Here is a 19673-nt window from a genome sequence, read left to right on the forward strand (position 1 = left end):
GATGCTCGTGGCGATCTCTGGCGGGCACCTCGCGCAGCTGCACATGCTCGCGCCCCGCATCGTTCCCGACGACGAGATCGTCTGGATGACCGACGACACCGCGCAGAGTCGCTCGCTGCTGGCAGGCGAGCGCGTCTACCACGTGCCCACCCGGCCCCCGCGCGACACGATCGGGGTGCTCCGCGACACCCGGGTCGCCGGGCGGGCGTTCGCCGAGCACGACATCGACCGCGTCGTCAGCTCGGGAGCCCAGATCGCGATCTCGGCGCTGATCCCCGCCCTGATGCGGCGGGTGCCGTTCAGCTACGTCGAGAGCGCCACCCGGGTCACCGACCTGTCGACCACGGGCAAGCTCGTCGAACGGATCCCGTCGGTGCGGCGGTACGTGCAGTACCCGAATCGAGCGTCGGCGCGGTGGTCGTACGCACTCTCGGTGTTCGACGGGTTCCGGGTCGAACCGGCAGAGGAGGTTCCGATCCGGCGTGCGGTGGTCACGGTCGGCGGCAACGGCGACTACGGATTCCGCAGGCTGGTCGAGTCTGCCGCACGTGCGCTGCCCGGCGACGCCCGCGTGCTGTGGCAGACCGGGTCGACCGATGCCTCCGGGCTGGGCATCGACGCGGTGCCCTCCGTTTCCTCCGCCGTGCTCTCCGCCGAGCTCGCCGCGGCCGACGTCGTCATCGGGCACGCAGGCACCGGCACGGCGCTCGCCGCGCTCAGCGCAGGCAAGGTGCCGGTGCTGGCACCGCGTTCGGTGGCGCACGGCGAGCACGTCGACTCGCACCAGGACGACCTGGCCGCGTTCCTCGCCGAGCGCGGCCTCGCGGTGATCCGACCGGCGGACGAGATCAACGTCGACGATCTTCGCGAGGCGTCGCGGTGGCGCGTCACCCGGCGGGATGACCTCGAGCCGGTCGCGATCTGACGCTCGCTGCGCGACCGTTCCCGCATCCTGCCGACGGAAGGACCGATCCCGTGCCCGATCTCAGTGTCGTCGTGGTCAACTACAACACGAGGGAGCAGACCTCGGAAGGCCTCGCCTCGGTGCTCGAGGCGTCGCCAGGCATCGACGTCGAGCTGATCGTGGTCGACAACGGGTCGGCCGATGGGAGTGTCGCGGCGTTCCGCGAGCGATTCCCCGCGGCGACCGTGATCGACGCGGGCGAGAACCTCGGGTTCGCACGGGGCGTGAACCTCGGCGCCCGCGAGGCGAGCTCTGAGTGGATCCTGCTCCTCAATCCCGACACCGTCACGCTCCCGGGGTCTCTCCGGGCGCTGCTGGACTTCGCCCGGGCGCACCCCGAGTACGGCGTCTTCGGCGGGCGCACGCTTCGCCCCGACGGCACGGTCGATCCGAGTTCCTGCTGGGGCGCGCCGTCGCTCTGGTCGTTGACGATGTTCGCCACGATGCTGTCCACGGCATTCAGGCGCTCAGCGGTCTTCGATCCCGAGTCGCTCGGCCGGTGGCAGCGCGATTCGGTGCGAGAGGTGCCGATCATCACCGGATGCCTCCTGCTGGTGCGCACCGACGACTGGCGCCGCCTCGACGGCATGGACGAGGACTACTTCCTCTACGGCGAAGACGCGGAGTTCAGCATGCGCGCCGACCGCGCCGGCCTGCGACGTGTGGTCGTGCCGGATGCGGTCATCGTGCACGAGGTCGGCGGATCGAGCGATGCGGGCGGTGCGAAGGGGTGCATGGTGATGGCGGGCAAGGTCACCCACCTGCGCAAGACCTGGTCACCCGTTCGAGCGGCCGTGGGCGTTCGGCTGCTGCTCGCGGGCGTGGGCGTCCGCGCCGCCCTCGAACGCGCCACGCGGCGATCGCGGGCGCCGTGGAGCACGGTGTGGCGCCGGCGCCGCGACTGGCTGGACGGCTACCCTGCCGCCGAGGCGACGCTGTTCGGCCGCGATCTCGCCTCGGCCTGAACCTCGGCGCCGAGCACCCAGTCGCGCACCTCGCGCACGAATCTCTCGGTGTCGAACTCGAGCGCGCGTGCGCGGGCCGCGTCCCGGCGCACGGCACTCGCCGCGTCGACCGCAGCCGCGTACCCCGCCGCGTCGTCGGGGTCGAAGTGCACACCCGTGAGGCGGTCGAGCACGGACTCGGATGCGCCGCCGACGCGGTTCACGATCACGGGGCATCCGGCGGCCATCGCCTCGACCGGGATGATGCCGAAGTCCTCGACCGGTGGGAAGACGAATGCCAGCGCCCGTTGGAACAGGGCCCGCATGAGCTCGTCGGAGACACGGCCCAGCATGTGCACCGGCACGTCGGCAGCGTCGGCGAGTGCGGTGAGCCGCTCGTGCTCGGGGCCGGATCCCGCCACCACGACGGGGATTCCGAGCGCCTCGCCCATGCGGATGGCGACATCGTGGCGCTTGTAGGGCACCAGGCGTGACGCGGCCATGAGGAAGCCGCGGTCGGGGAGGGTTTCGAGGAGGTCCCGCTCGCCGGGGCTGACGCGCTCGGCCCAGTCGACGACCGACGCGATCGCCACGGCGTCCACGGGCGGATGGATGACGCGGGCGTCACGATCCCAGGCGTGCTGGATGCGCTCGCGAACGAATCCGCTGTTCGCGGCCAGCGACCCCGACCACGCCGCCGCGCGGCGGTCCACCCCGCGAAGGTACTGGCGGGCCAGCCCGGCCAGCGGGATCGCGGTGCGGGCGTCGAGGTCGGGCTCCCAGAGGTATCGCGCAGGGGTGTGCACGTACGAGAACTTCGGCACGCCCTGGCGGGTGCCGAATCCGGCGTGGTGCGCGAAGACGTAGCTGCTCGTGACCACCCATTCGGGTTCGAACTCGCCCCATCCCCGCCGCCACGTTCCCGACATGAACGGGAGAGCGAGTGCCTTCCGGCCACGCAGCGGCGTTCGCGCCAGCCACGACTCGTCGACCGTCTCGGGGGTGAATCGGTCGCGGTCGTCGTTCCACAGGCACGCGACCCGTGAGTCGGGAAGGGCGATCCTCAGGGCATCGAGCACCTGTTCGGCGCCGCCGGATTGCTCGATCCACTCCTGCACGATCATTCCAGCCATGTCCTGCGGCTCCGTTCGGGGTTCGCTAGTAGGCACCGTGCTTGCCGACCACGGCGCGCACGGTCTTGAGGAGGATCACCAGGTCTCCGGTGATGGACCAGTTCTCGACGTAGTAGAGGTCGATCTTCACGCTCTCCTCCCAGGAGAGGTTCGACCGGCCGCTGACCTGCCACAGGCCGGTGATCCCGGGCTTCGTGAGCAGGCGCCTGGTGACATCCTGCTCGTACCGGTCGACCTCGCTGGGCAGCGGCGGTCGGGGGCCGACGAGGCTCATGTCACCGACGAGCACGTTCCACAGCTGGGGAAGCTCGTCGAGCGAGTATCGGCGCAGCGTGCGACCCAGTGGCGTCACGCGCGGATCGTCCTTCATCTTGAACAGCACGCCGTTGCCCTCGTTGTGCGCCCGCAGTTCGAGAAGGCGTGCCTCGGCGTCGGTCACCATCGATCGGAACTTCAGCATGGTGAAGCGCGCGCCGTGCACCCCGACGCGCTCCTGCCGGAAGAAGACCGGCCCGTCGCTGGAGAGGCGCACGCCCACCGCGATGGCCGCGATCGCCGGGCTGAGCACGACGACGGCGATGCCGGCGACGACGACATCGAAGACCCGTTTCACGACGTGGTTGAATCCCGTGTACTGGGGCAGGTCGACATGCACCATCGGGAGCCCGTTGATGGGGCGCAGGTGGATCCGCGGCCCGGCCACATCGGTCAGGCGGGAGACGAGGATCAGCTCGGTGTCGGAGTTCTCGAGGTCCCATCCGAGGCGACGGATGGCGGCGCTGCCGCCGGGCACTTCGCCCGCCACGATCACCGCGCGCGTCCTCGTGCGCTTCGACGTGGCAGCGAGCTCGTCGAAGTCGACCGTCGGCAGGTCGATCCGGTGCGGCTTCGACATGTGATCGGCCCCCGTGAACGAGGCCCCGATCGCACGGTAGCCCACGCGATACTGCCGCCGCATTTCGCCGACCACCCGTGCGACGTCGTCGGGTCGGCCCACGATGATCGACCCGGTCGTGCAACGCCCGTTGCGGCGCATCGCGTGCAGGATGTAGCGCCAGGTGATGCGGCCGGCGAGGAGCAGCGCCAGTCCGAGCGGCAGCGCGACGGCGAGGAACCCGCGCGCGATCTCGAGCTGCACGAGGAACGCCACCACCGCGAGCGTTCCGAACGTGATGAGCGTCGCGTTCACGACGTACTGGTACTCGATCGTGCCGGTGCCGATGTTGCGGATGAGTCGCGACCTCGTGGCCGACAGGGCGACCAGCCACACGGCGGCGATCGCGGCGCTGAGCGAGAGGTAGGCGACATCCGACTGCGGCGTGGAGGCGCCGAGGCCGCTGGTCTGGAATCGAACGAGCTGGGCGACCACGAGCGCGATGACGATGGCCACGGAGTCGGTGATCGTGAGCACCGCCACCAGCCGGTTGCGCCAGCCGAGCTTCCGCGGCTGTGCCGCGACCCGGTGGCCGACCGCCGAGGCACGTTCGCGCAATCGATCCGCCGAACCGCCGATGAGCGTGATCGGTTCTGCTTCGCTCGTCAACGTTCGTCCCCCTCGGACGTCAGCGGATCGGCTGGATCAGAGGGGTCAGGCGTTGCCGCGACCTACCTGCCTGGCCGAATCGATCATGGTCAGGCGGTCATTGCCTGGAGTACTGCGGTTGGAGCGATCGACGAGCGCCGTGATCCGGGATTCGGATCGGACGTGTCGATGCCGCACTCCCCAATCGTAGTGGGGCGGTGTCGCGTCGCGGGTGGAGCGATTCACCCCAGGTCGGGGGGCACACATCGCATCACGCGCGTGCGAGCGCGAAGACCTGCTCGTGCCGGGCCGCCCACGAGTTGTGTGCGATGAACTCCAGCCGGTGAGCCTCGGCCGAACTCCCGAGGGCGAGGGCGCCCGGCACCGCGTCTGCGAAGTCGGCGACGGAGTCGACGAGCAGCACTCGGCCATCGATGTTGCGCACCGGTGGCAGATCGACGGAGATGACGGGTGCGCCTGCGGCAAGGTACTCGTAGATCTTCAGCGGGCTCATCGCCTCCGTGAGCGGGGTGCGACGGTGGGCGAGCAGGCACAGCTCGGCATTGCGGAGGGTCGCGACGAGTTCGGCGCGTGCGACGCTCGGATGCAGGTGGATGTTGCCGAGCGGGCGCAGGTCGGCCACGTAGTCGGGATCCGGGAGGGGGCCGAGCAGCACCACGTGAAGGTCGGGGCGGCGGGAGGCGAGGTCGATGATTCCCGGCACGTCGAGGCGGGAGTCGAGCGTGCCGACGTAGACCGCGCGGGGACCCGGGATCGCGGCGAACCACTCGGGCGGGGCCGGCTGCGGGCCGAGCCACTCCGACGGTTCGACGCCGTTCGGGACGACCGCAGCAGGGCCGGTGGGGTTGATCCGGTCGATGATCTCGGCCGAGACGGCCGCAACGGCCAGACCCGACTCGGAGATGCGACGATACGCCTCGCGGTACGCCGGCCAGTATGCCTCTCGCGCCGGCGAACTCGACCAGTCGTCACGGGCGAAGAACGTCACGTCCTTCGTCCACGCGAGCGGCGCGAAACCGGCCACGAGCGGATTGGTCGTGATGGCGAGCGGTTGCACGAGGCTCATCCGGCGCGAGGCCCGGAGCAGGGAGCGATCGTAGCGCGCGTACTCCTCGGCGAGATCGGCGACGTCGGTCGGGTCGTCGCGCCGCAGGCGCACAGGGTGGTGCAGCGACATCCGCGAGCTCTCGGGGAACCGCACGTCCCGATCGAGGAGCGGCGTCGCGGCCACCCGGGGCGCCCAGCGGAACGGGTTGGCGACGAGGAGTCGCCGCACCGCGGTGCTGTGCATGAGGCTCGAGAGGATCCGATCCGGCGGGCGCATCATGCCGCGACGCACCGCGTCGGTGTACGTCTCGTAGCTGAACGTGAAGACGAAATCGGCGGTGCTCCGCGCGGTCGCACCGGTCTCGACCGGCGCGGTGCCGGGGTCGATGTGCTCGATCATGCGGTGAGCTGCCGGATGAGCCGGGCAGGGGTGCCGGCGACGACGCTCCGTGCGGGAACGTCGTCGCGCACGACCGAATTGGCACCGACGACCGCCCCGGCGCCCACCGTCACGCCGGGCATGATGACGACGTTCTGCCCGAGCCACGCTCCGCGGCAGATGCGCACGGGGTCCACCCGCACGAGCGGCTGATCCCGGATGAACACGTCGGGGTCGTCGAACCCGTGCGTGTGGTCGGAGATGTAGACGCCCCGCGCGATCGCGACGCCGTCTTCGATCACGACGCTCTTGACCGCGGAGATGGAGGTCTCGTTCATTCGCACGCGATCGCCGATCACGATCGCGGGACCGGGTTCGTCGAGGCGGGGCACGATCAGCCACGAGCCGGGACCGATGAGCACGTCGGAGCCGATCGAGATGCGGTCGGCGTTGCCCACCCGGAACGGCAGCAGGATGCGGGTGCGCGCTCCGAAGCCCGCGAATCCCGAGGCGGCGATCCAGGAGAAGGCCGCATCGCGTGCGCGTTGCACGAGCAACAGCAGATCAAGACCGTTCACTTCCGCCCTCCCGCGCCGGCCGTGACCCGGTGGCCGAGCCGGTGTCCCTCGCCCAGTGCTCGTCATCGGCCGGGTCGCCAGCCAGATCAGTGTAGCCTTCCCCCGCCTCCCGACGGAGACGAGGGCCGGATGGTTCATCCGGGGGCAACGGTACGGTCGCGTTGGGGCAGCCCGGCGAAGTTCCGACCGGCCGATTCGGTGACGGACGCCAGGCGTTCGCCGATCTGCGCAGACAACGCCTCGGCGGCATCCGCCGTCTGGCCGGCCACCAGCGCCAACGATGACGCGAGCGCATCGGGGCTCACGCAGAGGCCGGGCGTGCCGAAGAGGTCCATGAGGCCCTCCACCTTGCCCTGCGTGGCGACCGTCACGGCGGGGACGCCGTTCATCAGGCTCATGACCGCGAGGTGCATGCGACCCGTGACGACGACTCGCGCGCGGTGGGTGAGACCCCGGATGGCTGCGGGTGCGAGGAGCCGGTCCACCAGGACGACGTCGGGATCATCGCCGAAGGTCTCGGCGACGGCCCGGCAGATCGGCAGGTCGTCGGCTCCGGGGCGAGAGACGTGGGGAATGAGGAGCACCCCGTGGTGGCGCTCCCGGAGCGTCCGCACCACCTGGACGTACGGTTCCAGTCCGTCGTCCGACGGCACCAGACCGGAGAAGTTCACGAGCGCGAGCGGTGCGGAGACCCGGTCGGCCCATGCGTCGGCGGTGTGCTCGTCGACGCTCTGCGCGAGGAACACGATGTCGGAACCGTCGACGATGGGTGCGATGCCGTCGGCCCGGGCACGGGCAGCGGACCGAGGGTCCCGCAGCACCGTCGTCACGCCGTGGCGCGCGGCGTCGCGAACGGCGCGGCTGGCAGTGGGGTGAGGAGATGCGTTCCAGCTGAAGCCGAGGATGCGGGAGTCTACGCCGAGTTCCGCGACGCGCCGCGCGAGGTTCGCGCGATTCGTCGACGCCCGGAACCCGTAGCCGCCGTCCATCACGTCGGCGCCGATCACCGAGAACGACGTCGCCGACCGCAACGCCCGCCGGAACGGGCCGAGATCGCGGACGTGTCCGACGAGGTCGCCGTAGACCAGGGAGAGGAGGGGAAGGATCGCCACCCGCGGGTCGTCGTGCTGCGCGTAGTCGGTCGGGCGCCGGCAGATCACGGTGACCCGGCCGGCGACGTTCTCGATGAAGGCCTCCACGAGGGCCTGGTCGCCGATGTTGCCGCCGCCCGCGGGTGCGAGCACCACGTGGTGCGCACCATCGTCTCGCGGTCCGGCGGTGTTCCGGCGGGTGAGCAGCACCCGATCGGCCGCCGCGAGCAGTCGGGGCGAGCGAAGCGGCCGCAACGCTCGTTGCCGCAGGCTTCCGACCCAGGTTCCCATCGCGTGCGCCTCCTCGTGAATGGCGGAGGCATCGAGCGTGCTCCAGCAGGCGCAATGATACCGAGTGCGGACGTCCCACCTGGGATGGCCCCCGAGCTGGGGGTGCGAGAACACGCGCGCACGACGTCACACGTCGCCGCCGGTCGAACGCGGACCATAGGCTGGTTCGCACGTGTGCTCAGACGTCGCCGTGCTGCGCACTCGTGCACGTGAGCACAAACAGGGGGAGGGGCGCCGAATGGCACTCACCACGACGTTCCTCGACGTCATGCGGGCCGCCGCGGTCGCGGCCGGTGACGAGCGCGGGTTCCGGTACTACTCGAGTCCGAACGACTCCGAGTTCGTCTCGTACGCCCAGCTCGAGCGCCAGGGGCGAGCGGATGCCGCGGCGCTCGCCTCGGCCGGTCACCGACCGGGCGACGTGGCCGTGCTCGCATTCGAACCGGGGCTCGGATTCATCCGCGCCGTCTACGCCGCGTTCTCGGCCGGCCTCGTCGCGGCGCCGGTGCCGGTGGCCGCGATGCGGCAACCCGACGCCGCCGTTCGGCGTCTCGAGGCGATCGTCGCCGATGCCGGGAGCAGGCTCGTGCTCACCGAGGGCACCGCGCTGCGCCCGCTCGGCATCGGGCCGGGCGACTCGGTCGCCGGCGCGGAGGTCGTCGCCCTGTCCTCCCTCATCGGGGAGGCCGACGACTGGACGTCGCCGGGCATCGACGAGTACTCGCTCGCGCTGCTGCAGTACACGTCGGGGTCGACGGGCGTGCCGAAGGGCGTCATGGTGAGTCACGGCAACCTCGTCGCCAACGAGGCGGCGATCACCAGCGCCGTGGGCATCACCGCGGCATCCCGCACGATCGGGTGGCTGCCGCACTACCACGACATGGGCCTCGTCGGGCAGCTGCTGCAGCCGATCTCGGTCGCCGCCGACAGCGTGCTCACGTCGCCGAGCCAGTTCCTCCGGCGCCCGCTGCTGTGGCTGAAGCTGATCACCCGGCACCGGTCGACGCACACCGTGGGACCCGACTTCGCCTACGGGCTCTGCACGAGGCTCGTCACCGACGAGCAGCTGGCGGACCTCGACCTGTCATCGCTCGAGGGCGTCATCACCGGAGCGGAACCGGTGCGGAGCGCCACCCTCGACGCGTTCGCGGAGCGGTTCGCCCCCGCCGGATTCGACGCGCGGGCGTTCATCCCGGCGTATGGCATGGCCGAGACGACCCTCCTCGTGACCGCGAGCGTGCGGCGCGGCGCCGTGCAGCCGATCCGGGTCGACGCGGCCTCGCTCGAACGCGGCGAGCTGCGTTCCGCGGTCGAGGGGGAGCGCGCCATCGATCTCGTCTCCTGCGGCCCTCCGGCCCGCGGGCACGAGGTGGTGATCGTCGACCCGACCACTGGTGCACGTACACCGCCGGGCGGCATCGGCGAGATCCTGGTGCACGGCCCGAGCGTCGCGCAGGGATACCGGCGCCGCCCGCGCGAGACCGCCGACGTCTTCGGCGCGACCGTCGCCGGCGAACCGGGTGCGCCGACGTACCTGCGCACCGGCGACCTCGGCGCACTCGTCGACGGCGAGCTGGTGATCACCGGCCGGCTCAAAGATCTCATCATCATCCGCGGCCGCAATCTCTATCCGCAGGACCTCGAGGCCACGGCCCAGGCCAGCCTGCACTCCGGATGCCTCAGCGCCGCGTTCGAGGGCACCGGCACGCAGTCCGTGGTGGGCCTCGTCGCCGAGGTCGACCTCGCCAGGGTTGCGGCCGAGGAGCTCGGCGGACTCGCCGAACGCGTGCGACGGTCGGTCGCCGACGAGCACATGATCCCCGACCTCGGCGTCGCGCTCATCCGCAAGGGCACGCTGCCGCGCACGACGAGCGGCAAGGTGCAGCGCGGGCTGACCCGGTCGCTCCTCGCCGACGAGCGGCTCGCCACGGTGCTCACCCTCGGCTTCGAGCGGAGTGCGGCGACGTGAGCACGGCGGTCCGCCTGTCGGAACGGCTCGGCAGCGGGGCGGTCGCGTCGTTCGACCGGTACCTCGGCGATCCGCGCGACGCGGCATCCGTCATCGCCACCGAACGGTCGGTCGAACTCGATGAGGCGTCCGAGTTCCCGGCGGCGGCGATCGAGGCTGTCGATGCGTGGGGCTTGCAGCGCTGGTACGTGCCCGAACGCCACGGCGGCGAGCTGCGCGACGTGCTCGTGCCGATGATGATGATCCGCCGGCTCGCGAGCCGCGACCTCACCGTCGCGGTCGCGCACGGCAAGACGTTCCTCGGCGCCGTCGGCGCATGGATCGCCGACGGATCGGTCGCGACGACGATGGCCGGCCTCGTGCTCGGCGGCCACCCCGTGTCGTGGGGGCTCACCGAGCGCGGGCGCGGATCCGACCTGTCGCGCACGGCGACGGCGGCGACGATCCGCGGCGATCGTCTCGAGCTCCACGGCGAGAAATGGCCGATCAACAACGCGACCAGGGGGCGCGCGATGACGGTGCTGGCCCGTACGTCCGACCAGCCCGGCCCGCGATCGCTTTCGCTCGTCCTGGTCGACAAGCAGCGTGTCGACGCCCGCTCGCTCACGACGCTGCCCAAGGTGCCGACGCACGGCATCCGAGGTGCCGACATCAGCGGTCTCGCGATCCGGGGCGGCGTAATCGATGCCGACCGGCTCGTCGGCGCCCCGGGGGCAGGGCTCGAGGTCGTGCTGAAGAGCCTGCAGCTCACCCGCCCGCTGACCACCGCGCTCTCGCTCGGCGCCGCCGACCAGGTCATCGCGATCGCCGTCGACTTCGCCGCATCGCGTCGGCTGTTCGGTCGCGGTCTCGCCGACCTGCCCGCCGCCCGTTCGACGCTCGGCACGGCTGCCGCCGACGGGCTGCTGGCCGAGTCGGTGATGGTGGCTGGCGCCCGCGAGGTGCACCACGCGACCGATGAGATGTCGCTCGTGAGCGCGATCGTGAAGTTCCTCGTGCCCGACACCGTGGACCTGCTCGTGCGAGATCTCACGGCATTCCTCGGGGCGAGGTCGCAGCTGCTCGGCATCGCGGGGGCCGGTGCCTTCCAGAAGGCGGCCCGCGACAATCGCGTCGTCGGCATCTTCGACGGGAACTCGATCGTGAACCTGAACATGATCGTCAACGAGTTCCCGTCGATCGCCCGGGAGACCGCCCCGGTCGATGGCGGAACGGTGGTGGAGGCGTTCCGGTTCGACGACACCCGGGAATGGATCGACCCGACACGGCTCCGACTGGTCAGCCGCCGGGGGTCCCGCCTGCTGCGGGGCTTGCCGTCGCTCGCGGAGCTGCTCGGAGCGAGGCCCTCGGCCGAGCCGGCGCGTCGGGTCGCGGCCGAACTGCGCCGGCTGGTGGAGCTCGCCCGGTCGGTTCCGCGGGAGGCGACACCGAGCGCCGCCTCCTTCGACCTCGCGGAGCGCATCGCACTCTGCTTCGGCGCGGCGTCGGCGGTCGCGGTCGAACTGGCCGGGCCGGAGGGCGGGAGCGCGGCATCCGAGGTGCGTCTGCTCGCCACCCTGGAACGCATCGAGGTGAGGCTGGGCCTGCGTTCCGCGTCATCCGCGGCGGCATCCGCGGCCGCGCTCGGCGACCTCGCACTCGCAACGTCGCGCGACGGCCGCCGGCTCACGATGCTCGAGGGTTGGGAGGCGCGCCGATGACGCTCATCGACGAAGGCGACTCGGGGTCGAGCGTGGCGCGGCGCGAACCCGGCGACCTCGACGCGCTGTTCGGGGATCCGCGGGTGCCGGGACCGTTCGACTACCGGTCGATCGTCGCCGATGACGACGCCAGACGCCTGAGCGAGCCCGCAGAGGCGCTCCTCGACGAATGGGGTGCGGCGGCGGAGTTCGTCCCCGCCTCGCTCGGCGGACGCTGGGTCTCGACAGAGGACCTGGTGCGGCGGTGGCGCCCGATCTTCCGTCGGGATCCCGCTCTGGGGCTCGGCTACGGCCTCACGACGCTCATGGCGGCGCTCAACGTCTGGGTGGCCGGTGACGATGCGCAGCGCGCCGATGTCGCGTCCCGCCTCCTTCGCGGCGAGCGGATCGCGGTGGGCTTCCACGAGCTCGACCACGGCAACGACCTGCTGCAGAACGAGTGCTGGGCCGATGCCGACGGCGATCGTTGGATCGTCGGCGGCGGCAAGCAGGTCGTCAACAACGTCGATCGGGCCGAGTCCCTGCTCATCATGGCGAGGACCGCACCGCAGCCCGGCGCGCGAAGCCATTCGCTCCTGCTCTGGCACAAGGACGACCGCACGCGGCCGCACGCCGACACGAGTCGACGCGTGCTCACCGTGGGCATGCGCGGCTGCCGCATCGGCGCGGTCGAGTTCGACGGGCTGCCCGTCCCGGTCACGGCGACCGTGGGCGCGCCCGGCACCGCGGCGCAGACCGCGCTCACCGCCTTCCAGGTCAGCCGCGCCGTCATCCCCGCGCTCGCGGTCGCGACCGTTGACGCGTCGCTCGATCTGGCGATGCGCTATGCACGGGAACGCTCGCTCTACGGCGGCAGCGTGCTCGATCTGCCCCATGCCCGAGCCCTCTTCGCCGGGGTGCTCGCCGACGTGCTGATCGCCGATGCGTTCAGCGCCGTCGTCGTTCGCGCCCTGCACCTCGCCCCTGCCGAGTGCCTCATCCTCACGGCGGCTAGCAAGTACCTCGTGCCCCAGCTGCTCCTCTCGGCCATGCAGGATCTCTCCGTGCTGTTCGGCTCGACGTTCTACGCGCGGGTCGCACCGTTCGACGTGTTCGAGAAGTTCCTGCGCGACCTCGCGGTCGTGCCGATCGGGCATGCGGGATCCACCGCCTGCCTCCTCACGATCCTGCCGAACCTCCCGGCGTGGATCCGCCGGTCGCGACGCACCGAGGCGGCCGACCCCGAGCTGTTCCGGCTCGGCGCGCCCGTCGACGAGCTCGCGTTCGACCGGCTCACGCTGGGCGCGGGTTCGAGCGACCCGCTGGGCGCCGCCCTGCGCGACCCGGCCGTGCGTGCGGCGCTCGGCGACGGTCCCGCCGCCGAGACCCTCGAGCGCCTCGGCACCGCCTTCGACGCGCTGCGTGACGAGATCGCCGCCTTCGCGCCGTCCGAGCTCGGTGCGGATGCATCGCCCGCCGCGTTCGACGTCGCGCACCGGCTCACCCTCGCGCTCGCCGCGGGAGCGTGGGCGGGTCTGTGCGGGGCGGGCGACGCCGCGATCACGAGCGATCCGCTCATCCGCGAGATCGGCCTGCGCCGACTGGAGGCCCGGCTCAACGGGGGTCGCATGGACCTCGTCGACCCGGCAAGCGTCGACCGGTTGATGCGGTTCGCCGAGGACCGGGTCGCACGCGACGCCGGACTCTCACTGTTCGCCCGGGATGAATCGCCGCAGACCGCGGCATGGAAGGAAGGCACATGATGAACACGGATGCTGCGTCGATCGAGTCCTGGCTGGTCGGTCGCGTCGTCGCCTACGGCAAGGTCGACGCCGGATCGTTCACCCCCGAGACGCCCCTCGCGGAGCTCGGGCTCGACTCCGTCTACGCCCTCACCCTGTGCGGCGACATCGAGGACGAGTACGGCCTCGATGTCGATCCGACGATCGTCTGGGACCATCCGACCATCGGGCAGCTGGCAGGCGGCATCTCCGAACGGCTGGCCGCCGCAGCGTGAGCGGTGCGTCGGCACCGCAGGCGCCGACGCGGTACGTCGAGGACGTGACCGCGTCGGGCGTGGCCTGGCGCATCGGCGAATGGCGCAACGGAGCCGATGCCGGCGCCTCGGCGCACGTCGGCGCCCCGGCGCACGTCGGCGCCTCGGCGCACGTCGGGGCCTCGAGCGCACACGGTGTGCGAGCCGCCGAACTCCGGTATCGCCGGCTGGTCGGGCGCCGCTGGGCCCGTGACCTCATGACGACACGCCTCGGCCTCGGGTGGCCGGGCTTCGCCCCCGACGCTCCGGGGCGGAAGCCGCGACTGCTCGGCCGTTCGGGGCCCGACGTGAGCATCTCGCACAGCGGCGGCACCCTGCTCGTCGGGGTGGTCGCCGAGGGTCTCGTCGGAGTCGACGTCGAAGAGGAGCCGTTCGATGCCTTCGACCGGGCCCCGCTCGTGCGCCGCATGTGCGCACCCGAGGAGCGTGCAGCGTTCGAAGCGCTGCCGGGCGGCCTGCGTCGACGATCGCTCGCCCGCGCATGGACCCTGAAGGAGGCGACCCTGAAGGCGCACGGCGCCGGGCTCGCGCGGGATCCCCGCAGCATCATCGTCGACCTCGACGACGCGACCGCGACGATCGGGACCCTCGGACCCGAACGCACGATCGTGCACATCACCGGCGGAAGCGCCGTCGTCTGCCATCCGGCGGGCGCTGCGCCATGACCGCGGTACGGCAGAATGAATCGGAATGTCTGAACGAAAGGTCTTCATGCGCATCTCAGTGATCGGCTGCGGCTACCTCGGCGCCGTGCACGCCTCGGCGATGGCCGAACTCGGCCACGAGGTCGTCGGCATCGACGTCGACGAGCGCAAGATCGCGGCACTGAAGGCCGGGCGGCCCTCGTTCTACGAGCCCGGACTCCCCGAGATCCTCACCTCGGCGACCGCGAGCGGCCGGCTGCGGTTCAGCACCGAGATCGCGGATGCCGCGACCGCCGACGTGCACTTCCTCGCCGTCGGCACGCCCCAGGCCGCCGGCACCAGCGCCGCCGACCTCACCTACGTCGACGCCGCGTTCGAGGCGCTCGTGCCGCATCTCGCAGACGGCGCGCTCGTCGTCGGCAAGAGCACGGTGCCCGTGGGCACGGCTGGACGGCTGGCGGCCCGGCTCGAAGCGGATGCCCCGCACGCGCGCCTCGCCTGGAACCCCGAGTTCCTCCGCGAGGGGTTCGCTGTGAAAGACACGCTCGAGCCCGACCGGCTCGTGTACGGCGTGAACGACGAGCACGCGGCATCCGTGCTCGACCAGGTCTACCGCGCCGCGATCGAAGCGGGCACGCCGCGCATCGTCACCGACTACGCGACCGCCGAGCTGGTGAAGGTCGCCGCGAACTCGTTCCTTGCCACGAAGATCAGCTTCATCAACGCGATGAGCGAGATCGCGGATGCCACGGGAGCCGATGTCACGGCGCTCGCCGACGCGATCGGCCACGACGCCCGCATCGGTCGGCGCTTCCTGAACGCGGGCGTCGGGTTCGGCGGCGGATGCCTGCCGAAGGACATCCGCGCGTTCACCGCGCGCGCCGAGGAGCTCGGCCGCGGCGAGTCGCTCCGGTTCCTGAAGGACGTCGATGCGATCAACCTGCGGCAGCGGCAGCGCGTCGTCGACCTCGCCGTCGAAGCGCTCGGCGGCTCGGTGTTCCGCAAGAAGATCGCCGTGCTCGGCGTCACGTTCAAGCCCGACTCCGACGACGTGCGCGACTCGCCCGCCCTCGACGTCGCGGTGCAGCTCAAGGGACTCGGCGCTTCCGTGCTGGCGACCGACCCCGAGGGAATCGAGAACGCGCGGATGCGGCACCCGCAGCTCGACTACACCTCGTCGACGCAGGAGGCGCTGCAGGGCGCCGACCTCGTCGTGCTCGTCACCGAGTGGCGCGAGTACCGCGCGCTCGACCCCGTCGAGACCGGGCGCGTCGTCGGCGACCGGCACATCATCGACGGACGCAACGTGCTCGACCCCGCCGCCTGGCGGGCCGCCGGCTGGCAATACCGCGGCATCGGCCGGCCCTGAGCATGCTTCACTGACTGCAACGGAGCGGATGGAGGCGCACCATGGGCGAGACGGGCGAGATCGTCGTCGGCGTGAGCACCGGGGGGCGGGCCAGCCGCATCGCGGTGCGCTGGGCGGCGCAGCGGGCGTCGGCCACGGGCAGTCGCCTGCGGCTCGTGCACGTGATCGAGGGGTCGATTCCGGCGACGGATGACGCGGAGCTGCTGCTCGCCGCACAGACCGCCGCGAGGGCGTCGCTCGACGAGGCGGCGGATGTCGCGGCATCCGTCGATCGCGACCTCGAAGTGGCGACCGAGCTCGAGCAGGGCTCGCCCGTGGAGGTCTTCGACCGGCTCTCGCAGGGCGCCGACCTGCTCGTGGTCGGCAGCGACTGGCACGGCGGCCAGCGCGCGAGCCGGCGCGGGGTGCACAGCCTGCGCATCGCCGCGGGCAGCCACGCGCCCGTCGCGGTGATCCCCGACATCGACGTGTCGGGGCGGCGCGGGGTGGTGGTCGGGCTCGACGGCTCCGAGGCATCCGATGCGGCGCTGGCGTTCGCGGTGTCGGAAGCGGCTCGCCTGGGTGAACCGCTGATCGCGGTGCACGCGTGGGACATCGCGATGATGATCGGCGGCGACTACGGCTACGGCGTGCCGATGGTGCCCACCGACGACCTGCAGCGCGCGGCGGAGGAGGTGCTCGACGAGGCGCTGGCCGGGGTGTCGTCCGGGGCGCCGGCTTCGCTCGAGATCCAGCGGGTCGTCGTCGCGGGCGACCCGGTGATCGCGCTCGCCGAGGAAGCCGCGTCGGCGTCGCTGCTCGTCGTCGGAAGCCACGGACGCGGCGCCCTCGCGCGCTTCCTCCTCGGCTCGGTGAGCCACGGCGTGCTCGCGCACCTCGAGGGGCCGACGGTCGTCGTGCGGTAGGGCGGGCCAACCGCTTCTTCTAATCGCCCGCGCTGCCGCTCCCGCTGACGATGCCCGCGTGGTGCGCGATGATCGCCGCCTCGACCCGATTGCGCACGCCGATCTTCGACATCAGGGCGCTCACGTGGCCTTTCACCGTGCCCTCGACGAGATGCAGCCTCGCAGCGATCTCCGCGTTGGTCGCGCCCGCGCCCAGCAGGGCGAGCACGTCGCGCTCGCGGTCGCTCAGGCCTGCCATCACCTCACGAGCACGGGTCGCGCGCGCACGGTCGGGGTCGCGGTACGGAGCGATCACCCGGCGGGTGATCTCGGGAGACAGGTAGGCAGCACCACCCGCCACTGCGCAGACGCCGCTGATGAGCTCGCGGGGGTCGGCCGCCTTCAGCAGGAATCCGAGCGCACCACCGCCGAGCGCCCGCTCGACGTACTCGTCCTCGCCGAACGTGGTGAGCATGACCACCTTCGTCGACGGTGCGACCTCGGCGAGTTCCCCGGCCGCGGCCAGACCGTCGAGCACCGGCATCCGGATGTCGAGCACGACGACGTCGGGCCGGTGCCGAAGCACGAGCTCGACCGCCTCGTGGCCGTCGCCCGCCTCGGCGACGACCTCGATGCGAGGATCCGACTCGAGGATCGAACGGATGCCGCTTCGAATCATCGCCTCGTCGTCGGCGATCACCACCCTGATCATTCGTCCTCCAGCAGGCGTTTCTCGACCAGGGCCCCGTCGGCGAAGCAGAGCCGGTAGGTCGCATCCGTGAAGTGCAGCCAGCCTTCCTTCGCCGAGAAGTACTCGCAGTCCGCACCGTCGGGTGCGGGCGGTTCGTCGACGATCGGCGGCGGCTCGGGCACGCCGGGCGGCAACAGCGGTGCGATCTCATCGCGGGACTGACCGATCTGCACCGAATCGTAGGTCTCGGGCGCGAGTGCGGTCTGCGCGAACGTGATCGCCTGCACGGCGATGAGCGCGACGAGGATGGCGACCGCGATCGCGACGGGCACGATCGCGGTCTGAAGGATGCGTCGGCGGGCGAACCGCGCACTGGAGGCGAACGCCGGCTCGGTGCCGGTCGCGGGCGGTGGGGCGGTCCAGGTGCGGGGGAGCGCGGCGAGGAGCTCGTAGCCGCCGGATGGGAGCGGGCCGGCCCGCAACGTGCCGCCGACCAGGCGAGTGCGTTCGCGGAGGCTCGGAATGCCGTGGCCCCCGCCAGCGCGGCCCCCGCCAGCGCGGCCCCCGCCGGCGTGACCCCCGCCGGACGGCCGGTCGGTCGCGAGCGTCGGCGCCGACTGCGGTGGTGCGTCATTGACGATCCGAACCTCGACAGACTCGACGCCGTACGACACCGAGATGTCGACGATGGCGCCGGAAGCGTGTCGTGCGGCGTTCGTCAGGCCCTCGCGAACGGTTCGCAGCATCGTTTCGTGGATGACGGGGGCGACAGGGCGGTCCGCATCGCCGCCCTGTTCGAACCGAACGCGCATGCCCGCCGCCCGTGCGCGTGCGACGAGCATGTCGATGCTCTGGCCGACGGGGTCGAGCGACGGGGCATCCTCGGGCCTGCGGGTGAGTGCCACGACCTCGCGAAGTCGCTCACTCGCCCGCACAGCGGATTCACGGAGTTCGCCGAACCGGTCGCGCTGCCCTGCGTCGAGGCCGGAATCCAGCTCGAGCGCTCCCGCCTGCACCGCGATCAGCGCGAGTTCGTGGCCGAGCGTGTCGTGCAGGTCGTCGGCGATGCGTGCCCGTTCGTCGGCCTGCGCCCGCTCGGCGAGGATCGCCCGGTCGCGCATCGTCTGCTGGGCGCGCAGCAGGCGGTACCGGCCGATCCACCACGGCAGCGTGACCCACGCGAAGACGTTCACGAGGCCGACCAGCCAGTCGCCGAGCGGCGCGCCTCCAGGCAGGGCGTACGAGACGGGCAGGGAGACGAGCATGACGGCACCGATGGCCGACAGCGCCGCGGTGAGCGAGTGCATCCGCCGGCCCGCCCAGTACGACACTGCGACGGCGGGGAGGATCAGCAGCAGGAGCGTCGAGTCGCCCCAGCGCGCAACCGGCAGCATCAGCCCGGTCGCGAGTGCGAGAGCGCCAGCTCCGGGCAGTTCGCGCCGGAGTGAGATGCCGCTGTCGCCGGGCGTGTGCTGAGGCATCCACTCATCGTAGGCAGCGGCGAACGCCCATGCACCTGACGAAAGTCAGGGGCGATCGGCGACCTTCGGCAGGCGCGCGGGGCCCCGGATGCTTCGTAGCGTCGTTGGTCGTGGTGCTGCGGGCCGGGCGGCCGGCCGCGGGGCATCCGCTCTCTCGAGACCGAAGGAAGGCAGGAACATGGACTTCATCGCGGTGCTGAACGACACCATCACCGCTCTCGCGGGATCGCCGTGGCTCTACCTCGTGGTCGTGCTCGTGTGCCTGATCGACGGATTCTTTCCGCCCGTGCCGAGCGAGACGGTGGTGGTCGCGGCGGCGGCGGTGTCGGCATCGACCGGGTCGCCGCACATGCTGTTGCTCGTCGCCGTCGCCGCACTCGGCGCCATGGCCGGCGACAACATCGCGTTCGAGATCGGGCGACGCATCGGCGTCTCGCGTTTTCGATGGATGCGCACGGCCAAGGTGGCCGCCGCGTTCGATTGGGCGCGGCGCGGACTCGACCGCCGTGGAGCCGTGTTGATCTTCACCGCCCGCTACATTCCGGTGGGGCGGATCGCGGTCAACATGACGGCCGGGGCGACCCGTTACCCACGTCGGCGCTTCATTCCGCTGTCGGCCGTTGCGGGGCTGACCTGGGCCGTCTACTCGACCGTGATCGGCCTCGTCGCCGGGCAGTGGCTGCACGACCAGCCGCTGCTCGCCGTGCTCGTCGCGATCGGGTTCGCGGCGGTCGTCGGCGCCGTCGTCGACGTCGCGATCCGTTGGGCGCAGCGGCGCGGGGAAGGGGAGGCGGTCGTCGGCGGCGGGGGTGACGAGCGTGGCGGGGGTGGCGATCGTGGCGGGGGTGGCGAGCGTGGCGAGCGTGGCGAGGTCGGTGTCGGGTTCGGCGAGGTCGGTGGCGGCCGCACGTCGCACTGACACCGGCACCA

At 71.6% G+C, this 19673-nt stretch carries 17 protein-coding genes; 10 read left to right on the top strand and 7 right to left on the bottom strand.

What is annotated here, in order from left to right; genetic code table 11:
- The first annotated feature begins 1 nt into the window (after position 1).
- Both ACFWN7_RS13955 and ACFWN7_RS13960 read left to right on the top strand, forming a co-directional pair.
- A complete protein-coding gene (locus ACFWN7_RS13955; protein ID WP_376939464.1) occupies positions 2-925 on the top strand; it encodes a glycosyltransferase in 924 nt (307 codons plus the stop codon).
- A gap of 50 nt (positions 926-975) precedes the next feature.
- Positions 976-1929, top strand: coding sequence for a glycosyltransferase family 2 protein (locus tag ACFWN7_RS13960; RefSeq protein ID WP_376939426.1), 954 nt, complete (start codon positions 976-978; stop codon positions 1927-1929).
- Here the strand turns inward: ACFWN7_RS13960 and ACFWN7_RS13965 are convergent.
- From ACFWN7_RS13965 to ACFWN7_RS13985, 5 genes are all read right to left on the bottom strand, one after another.
- The gene (locus ACFWN7_RS13965) at positions 1878-3041 is read right to left on the bottom strand and encodes a glycosyltransferase (RefSeq protein ID WP_376939427.1); all 1164 of its coding nucleotides are present in this window, start codon (positions 3039-3041) and stop codon (positions 1878-1880) included. The two genes, ACFWN7_RS13960 and ACFWN7_RS13965, sit on opposite strands and share 52 nt — an antisense overlap.
- Positions 3042-3066: 25 nt before the next feature.
- Positions 3067-4584, bottom strand: a complete 1518-nt coding sequence (locus tag ACFWN7_RS13970; protein WP_376939428.1) for a sugar transferase — start codon at positions 4582-4584, stop codon at positions 3067-3069.
- A 250-nt stretch (positions 4585-4834) separates the two neighbouring features.
- Positions 4835-6031, bottom strand: coding sequence for a glycosyltransferase (locus ACFWN7_RS13975; RefSeq protein WP_376939430.1), 1197 nt, complete (start codon positions 6029-6031; stop codon positions 4835-4837).
- A complete protein-coding gene (locus ACFWN7_RS13980; protein WP_376939431.1) occupies positions 6028-6726 on the bottom strand; it encodes an acyltransferase in 699 nt (232 codons plus the stop codon). Before ACFWN7_RS13980 ends, ACFWN7_RS13975 begins: the two co-directional genes overlap by 4 nt.
- Entirely contained in the window at positions 6723-7970 is a 1248-nt protein-coding gene (locus tag ACFWN7_RS13985; protein WP_376939432.1) for a polysaccharide pyruvyl transferase family protein, read from the bottom strand. Before ACFWN7_RS13985 ends, ACFWN7_RS13980 begins: the two co-directional genes overlap by 4 nt.
- 238 nt (positions 7971-8208) lie before the next feature.
- Here ACFWN7_RS13985 and ACFWN7_RS13990 point away from each other — a divergent pair, with 238 nt between their 5' ends.
- The 7 genes from ACFWN7_RS13990 to ACFWN7_RS14020 are packed head-to-tail and all read left to right on the top strand — an operon-like array spanning position 8209 to position 16592.
- Entirely contained in the window at positions 8209-9939 is a 1731-nt protein-coding gene (locus ACFWN7_RS13990; RefSeq protein ID WP_376939433.1) for a fatty acyl-AMP ligase, read from the top strand.
- Positions 9936-11639 carry an acyl-CoA dehydrogenase family protein gene (locus ACFWN7_RS13995; protein ID WP_376939434.1) on the top strand — a complete coding sequence of 568 codons (1704 nt, stop codon included), beginning with the start codon at positions 9936-9938 and terminating at the stop codon, positions 11637-11639. The genes ACFWN7_RS13990 and ACFWN7_RS13995 overlap by 4 nt, the downstream gene beginning before the upstream one ends.
- The gene (locus ACFWN7_RS14000) at positions 11636-13381 is read left to right on the top strand and encodes an acyl-CoA dehydrogenase (RefSeq protein WP_376939435.1); all 1746 of its coding nucleotides are present in this window, start codon (positions 11636-11638) and stop codon (positions 13379-13381) included. Before ACFWN7_RS13995 ends, ACFWN7_RS14000 begins: the two co-directional genes overlap by 4 nt.
- Positions 13378-13635, top strand: a complete 258-nt coding sequence (locus ACFWN7_RS14005) for an acyl carrier protein (RefSeq protein ID WP_376939436.1) — start codon at positions 13378-13380, stop codon at positions 13633-13635. The genes ACFWN7_RS14000 and ACFWN7_RS14005 overlap by 4 nt, the downstream gene beginning before the upstream one ends.
- On the top strand, positions 13632-14339 hold the full coding sequence (locus tag ACFWN7_RS14010; RefSeq protein ID WP_376939437.1) for a 4'-phosphopantetheinyl transferase family protein: 708 nt from the start codon (positions 13632-13634) through the stop codon (positions 14337-14339). Before ACFWN7_RS14005 ends, ACFWN7_RS14010 begins: the two co-directional genes overlap by 4 nt.
- A gap of 46 nt (positions 14340-14385) precedes the next feature.
- Complete coding sequence (locus ACFWN7_RS14015; protein ID WP_376939466.1) at positions 14386-15687, top strand: UDP-glucose dehydrogenase family protein; 1302 nt, start codon at positions 14386-14388, stop codon at positions 15685-15687.
- Positions 15688-15728: 41 nt separating this feature from the next.
- Positions 15729-16592, top strand: coding sequence for a universal stress protein (locus tag ACFWN7_RS14020; RefSeq protein ID WP_376939438.1), 864 nt, complete (start codon positions 15729-15731; stop codon positions 16590-16592).
- A gap of 19 nt (positions 16593-16611) precedes the next feature.
- Here ACFWN7_RS14020 and ACFWN7_RS14025 read toward each other — a convergent pair whose 3' ends face one another.
- Complete coding sequence (locus ACFWN7_RS14025; RefSeq protein WP_376939439.1) at positions 16612-17283, bottom strand: response regulator transcription factor; 672 nt, start codon at positions 17281-17283, stop codon at positions 16612-16614.
- On the bottom strand, positions 17280-18743 hold the full coding sequence (locus ACFWN7_RS14030; protein WP_376939440.1) for a sensor histidine kinase: 1464 nt from the start codon (positions 18741-18743) through the stop codon (positions 17280-17282). Before ACFWN7_RS14030 ends, ACFWN7_RS14025 begins: the two co-directional genes overlap by 4 nt.
- Positions 18744-18921: 178 nt before the next feature.
- Between ACFWN7_RS14030 and ACFWN7_RS14035 the strand changes: the two genes are divergently transcribed.
- The gene (locus ACFWN7_RS14035) at positions 18922-19662 is read left to right on the top strand and encodes a DedA family protein (RefSeq protein ID WP_376939441.1); all 741 of its coding nucleotides are present in this window, start codon (positions 18922-18924) and stop codon (positions 19660-19662) included.
- Positions 19663-19673 lie beyond the last annotated feature (11 nt).

It is taken from the genome of Agromyces sp. NPDC058484, from assembly GCF_042720415.1.
Lineage (GTDB): Bacteria > Actinomycetota > Actinomycetes > Actinomycetales > Microbacteriaceae > Agromyces.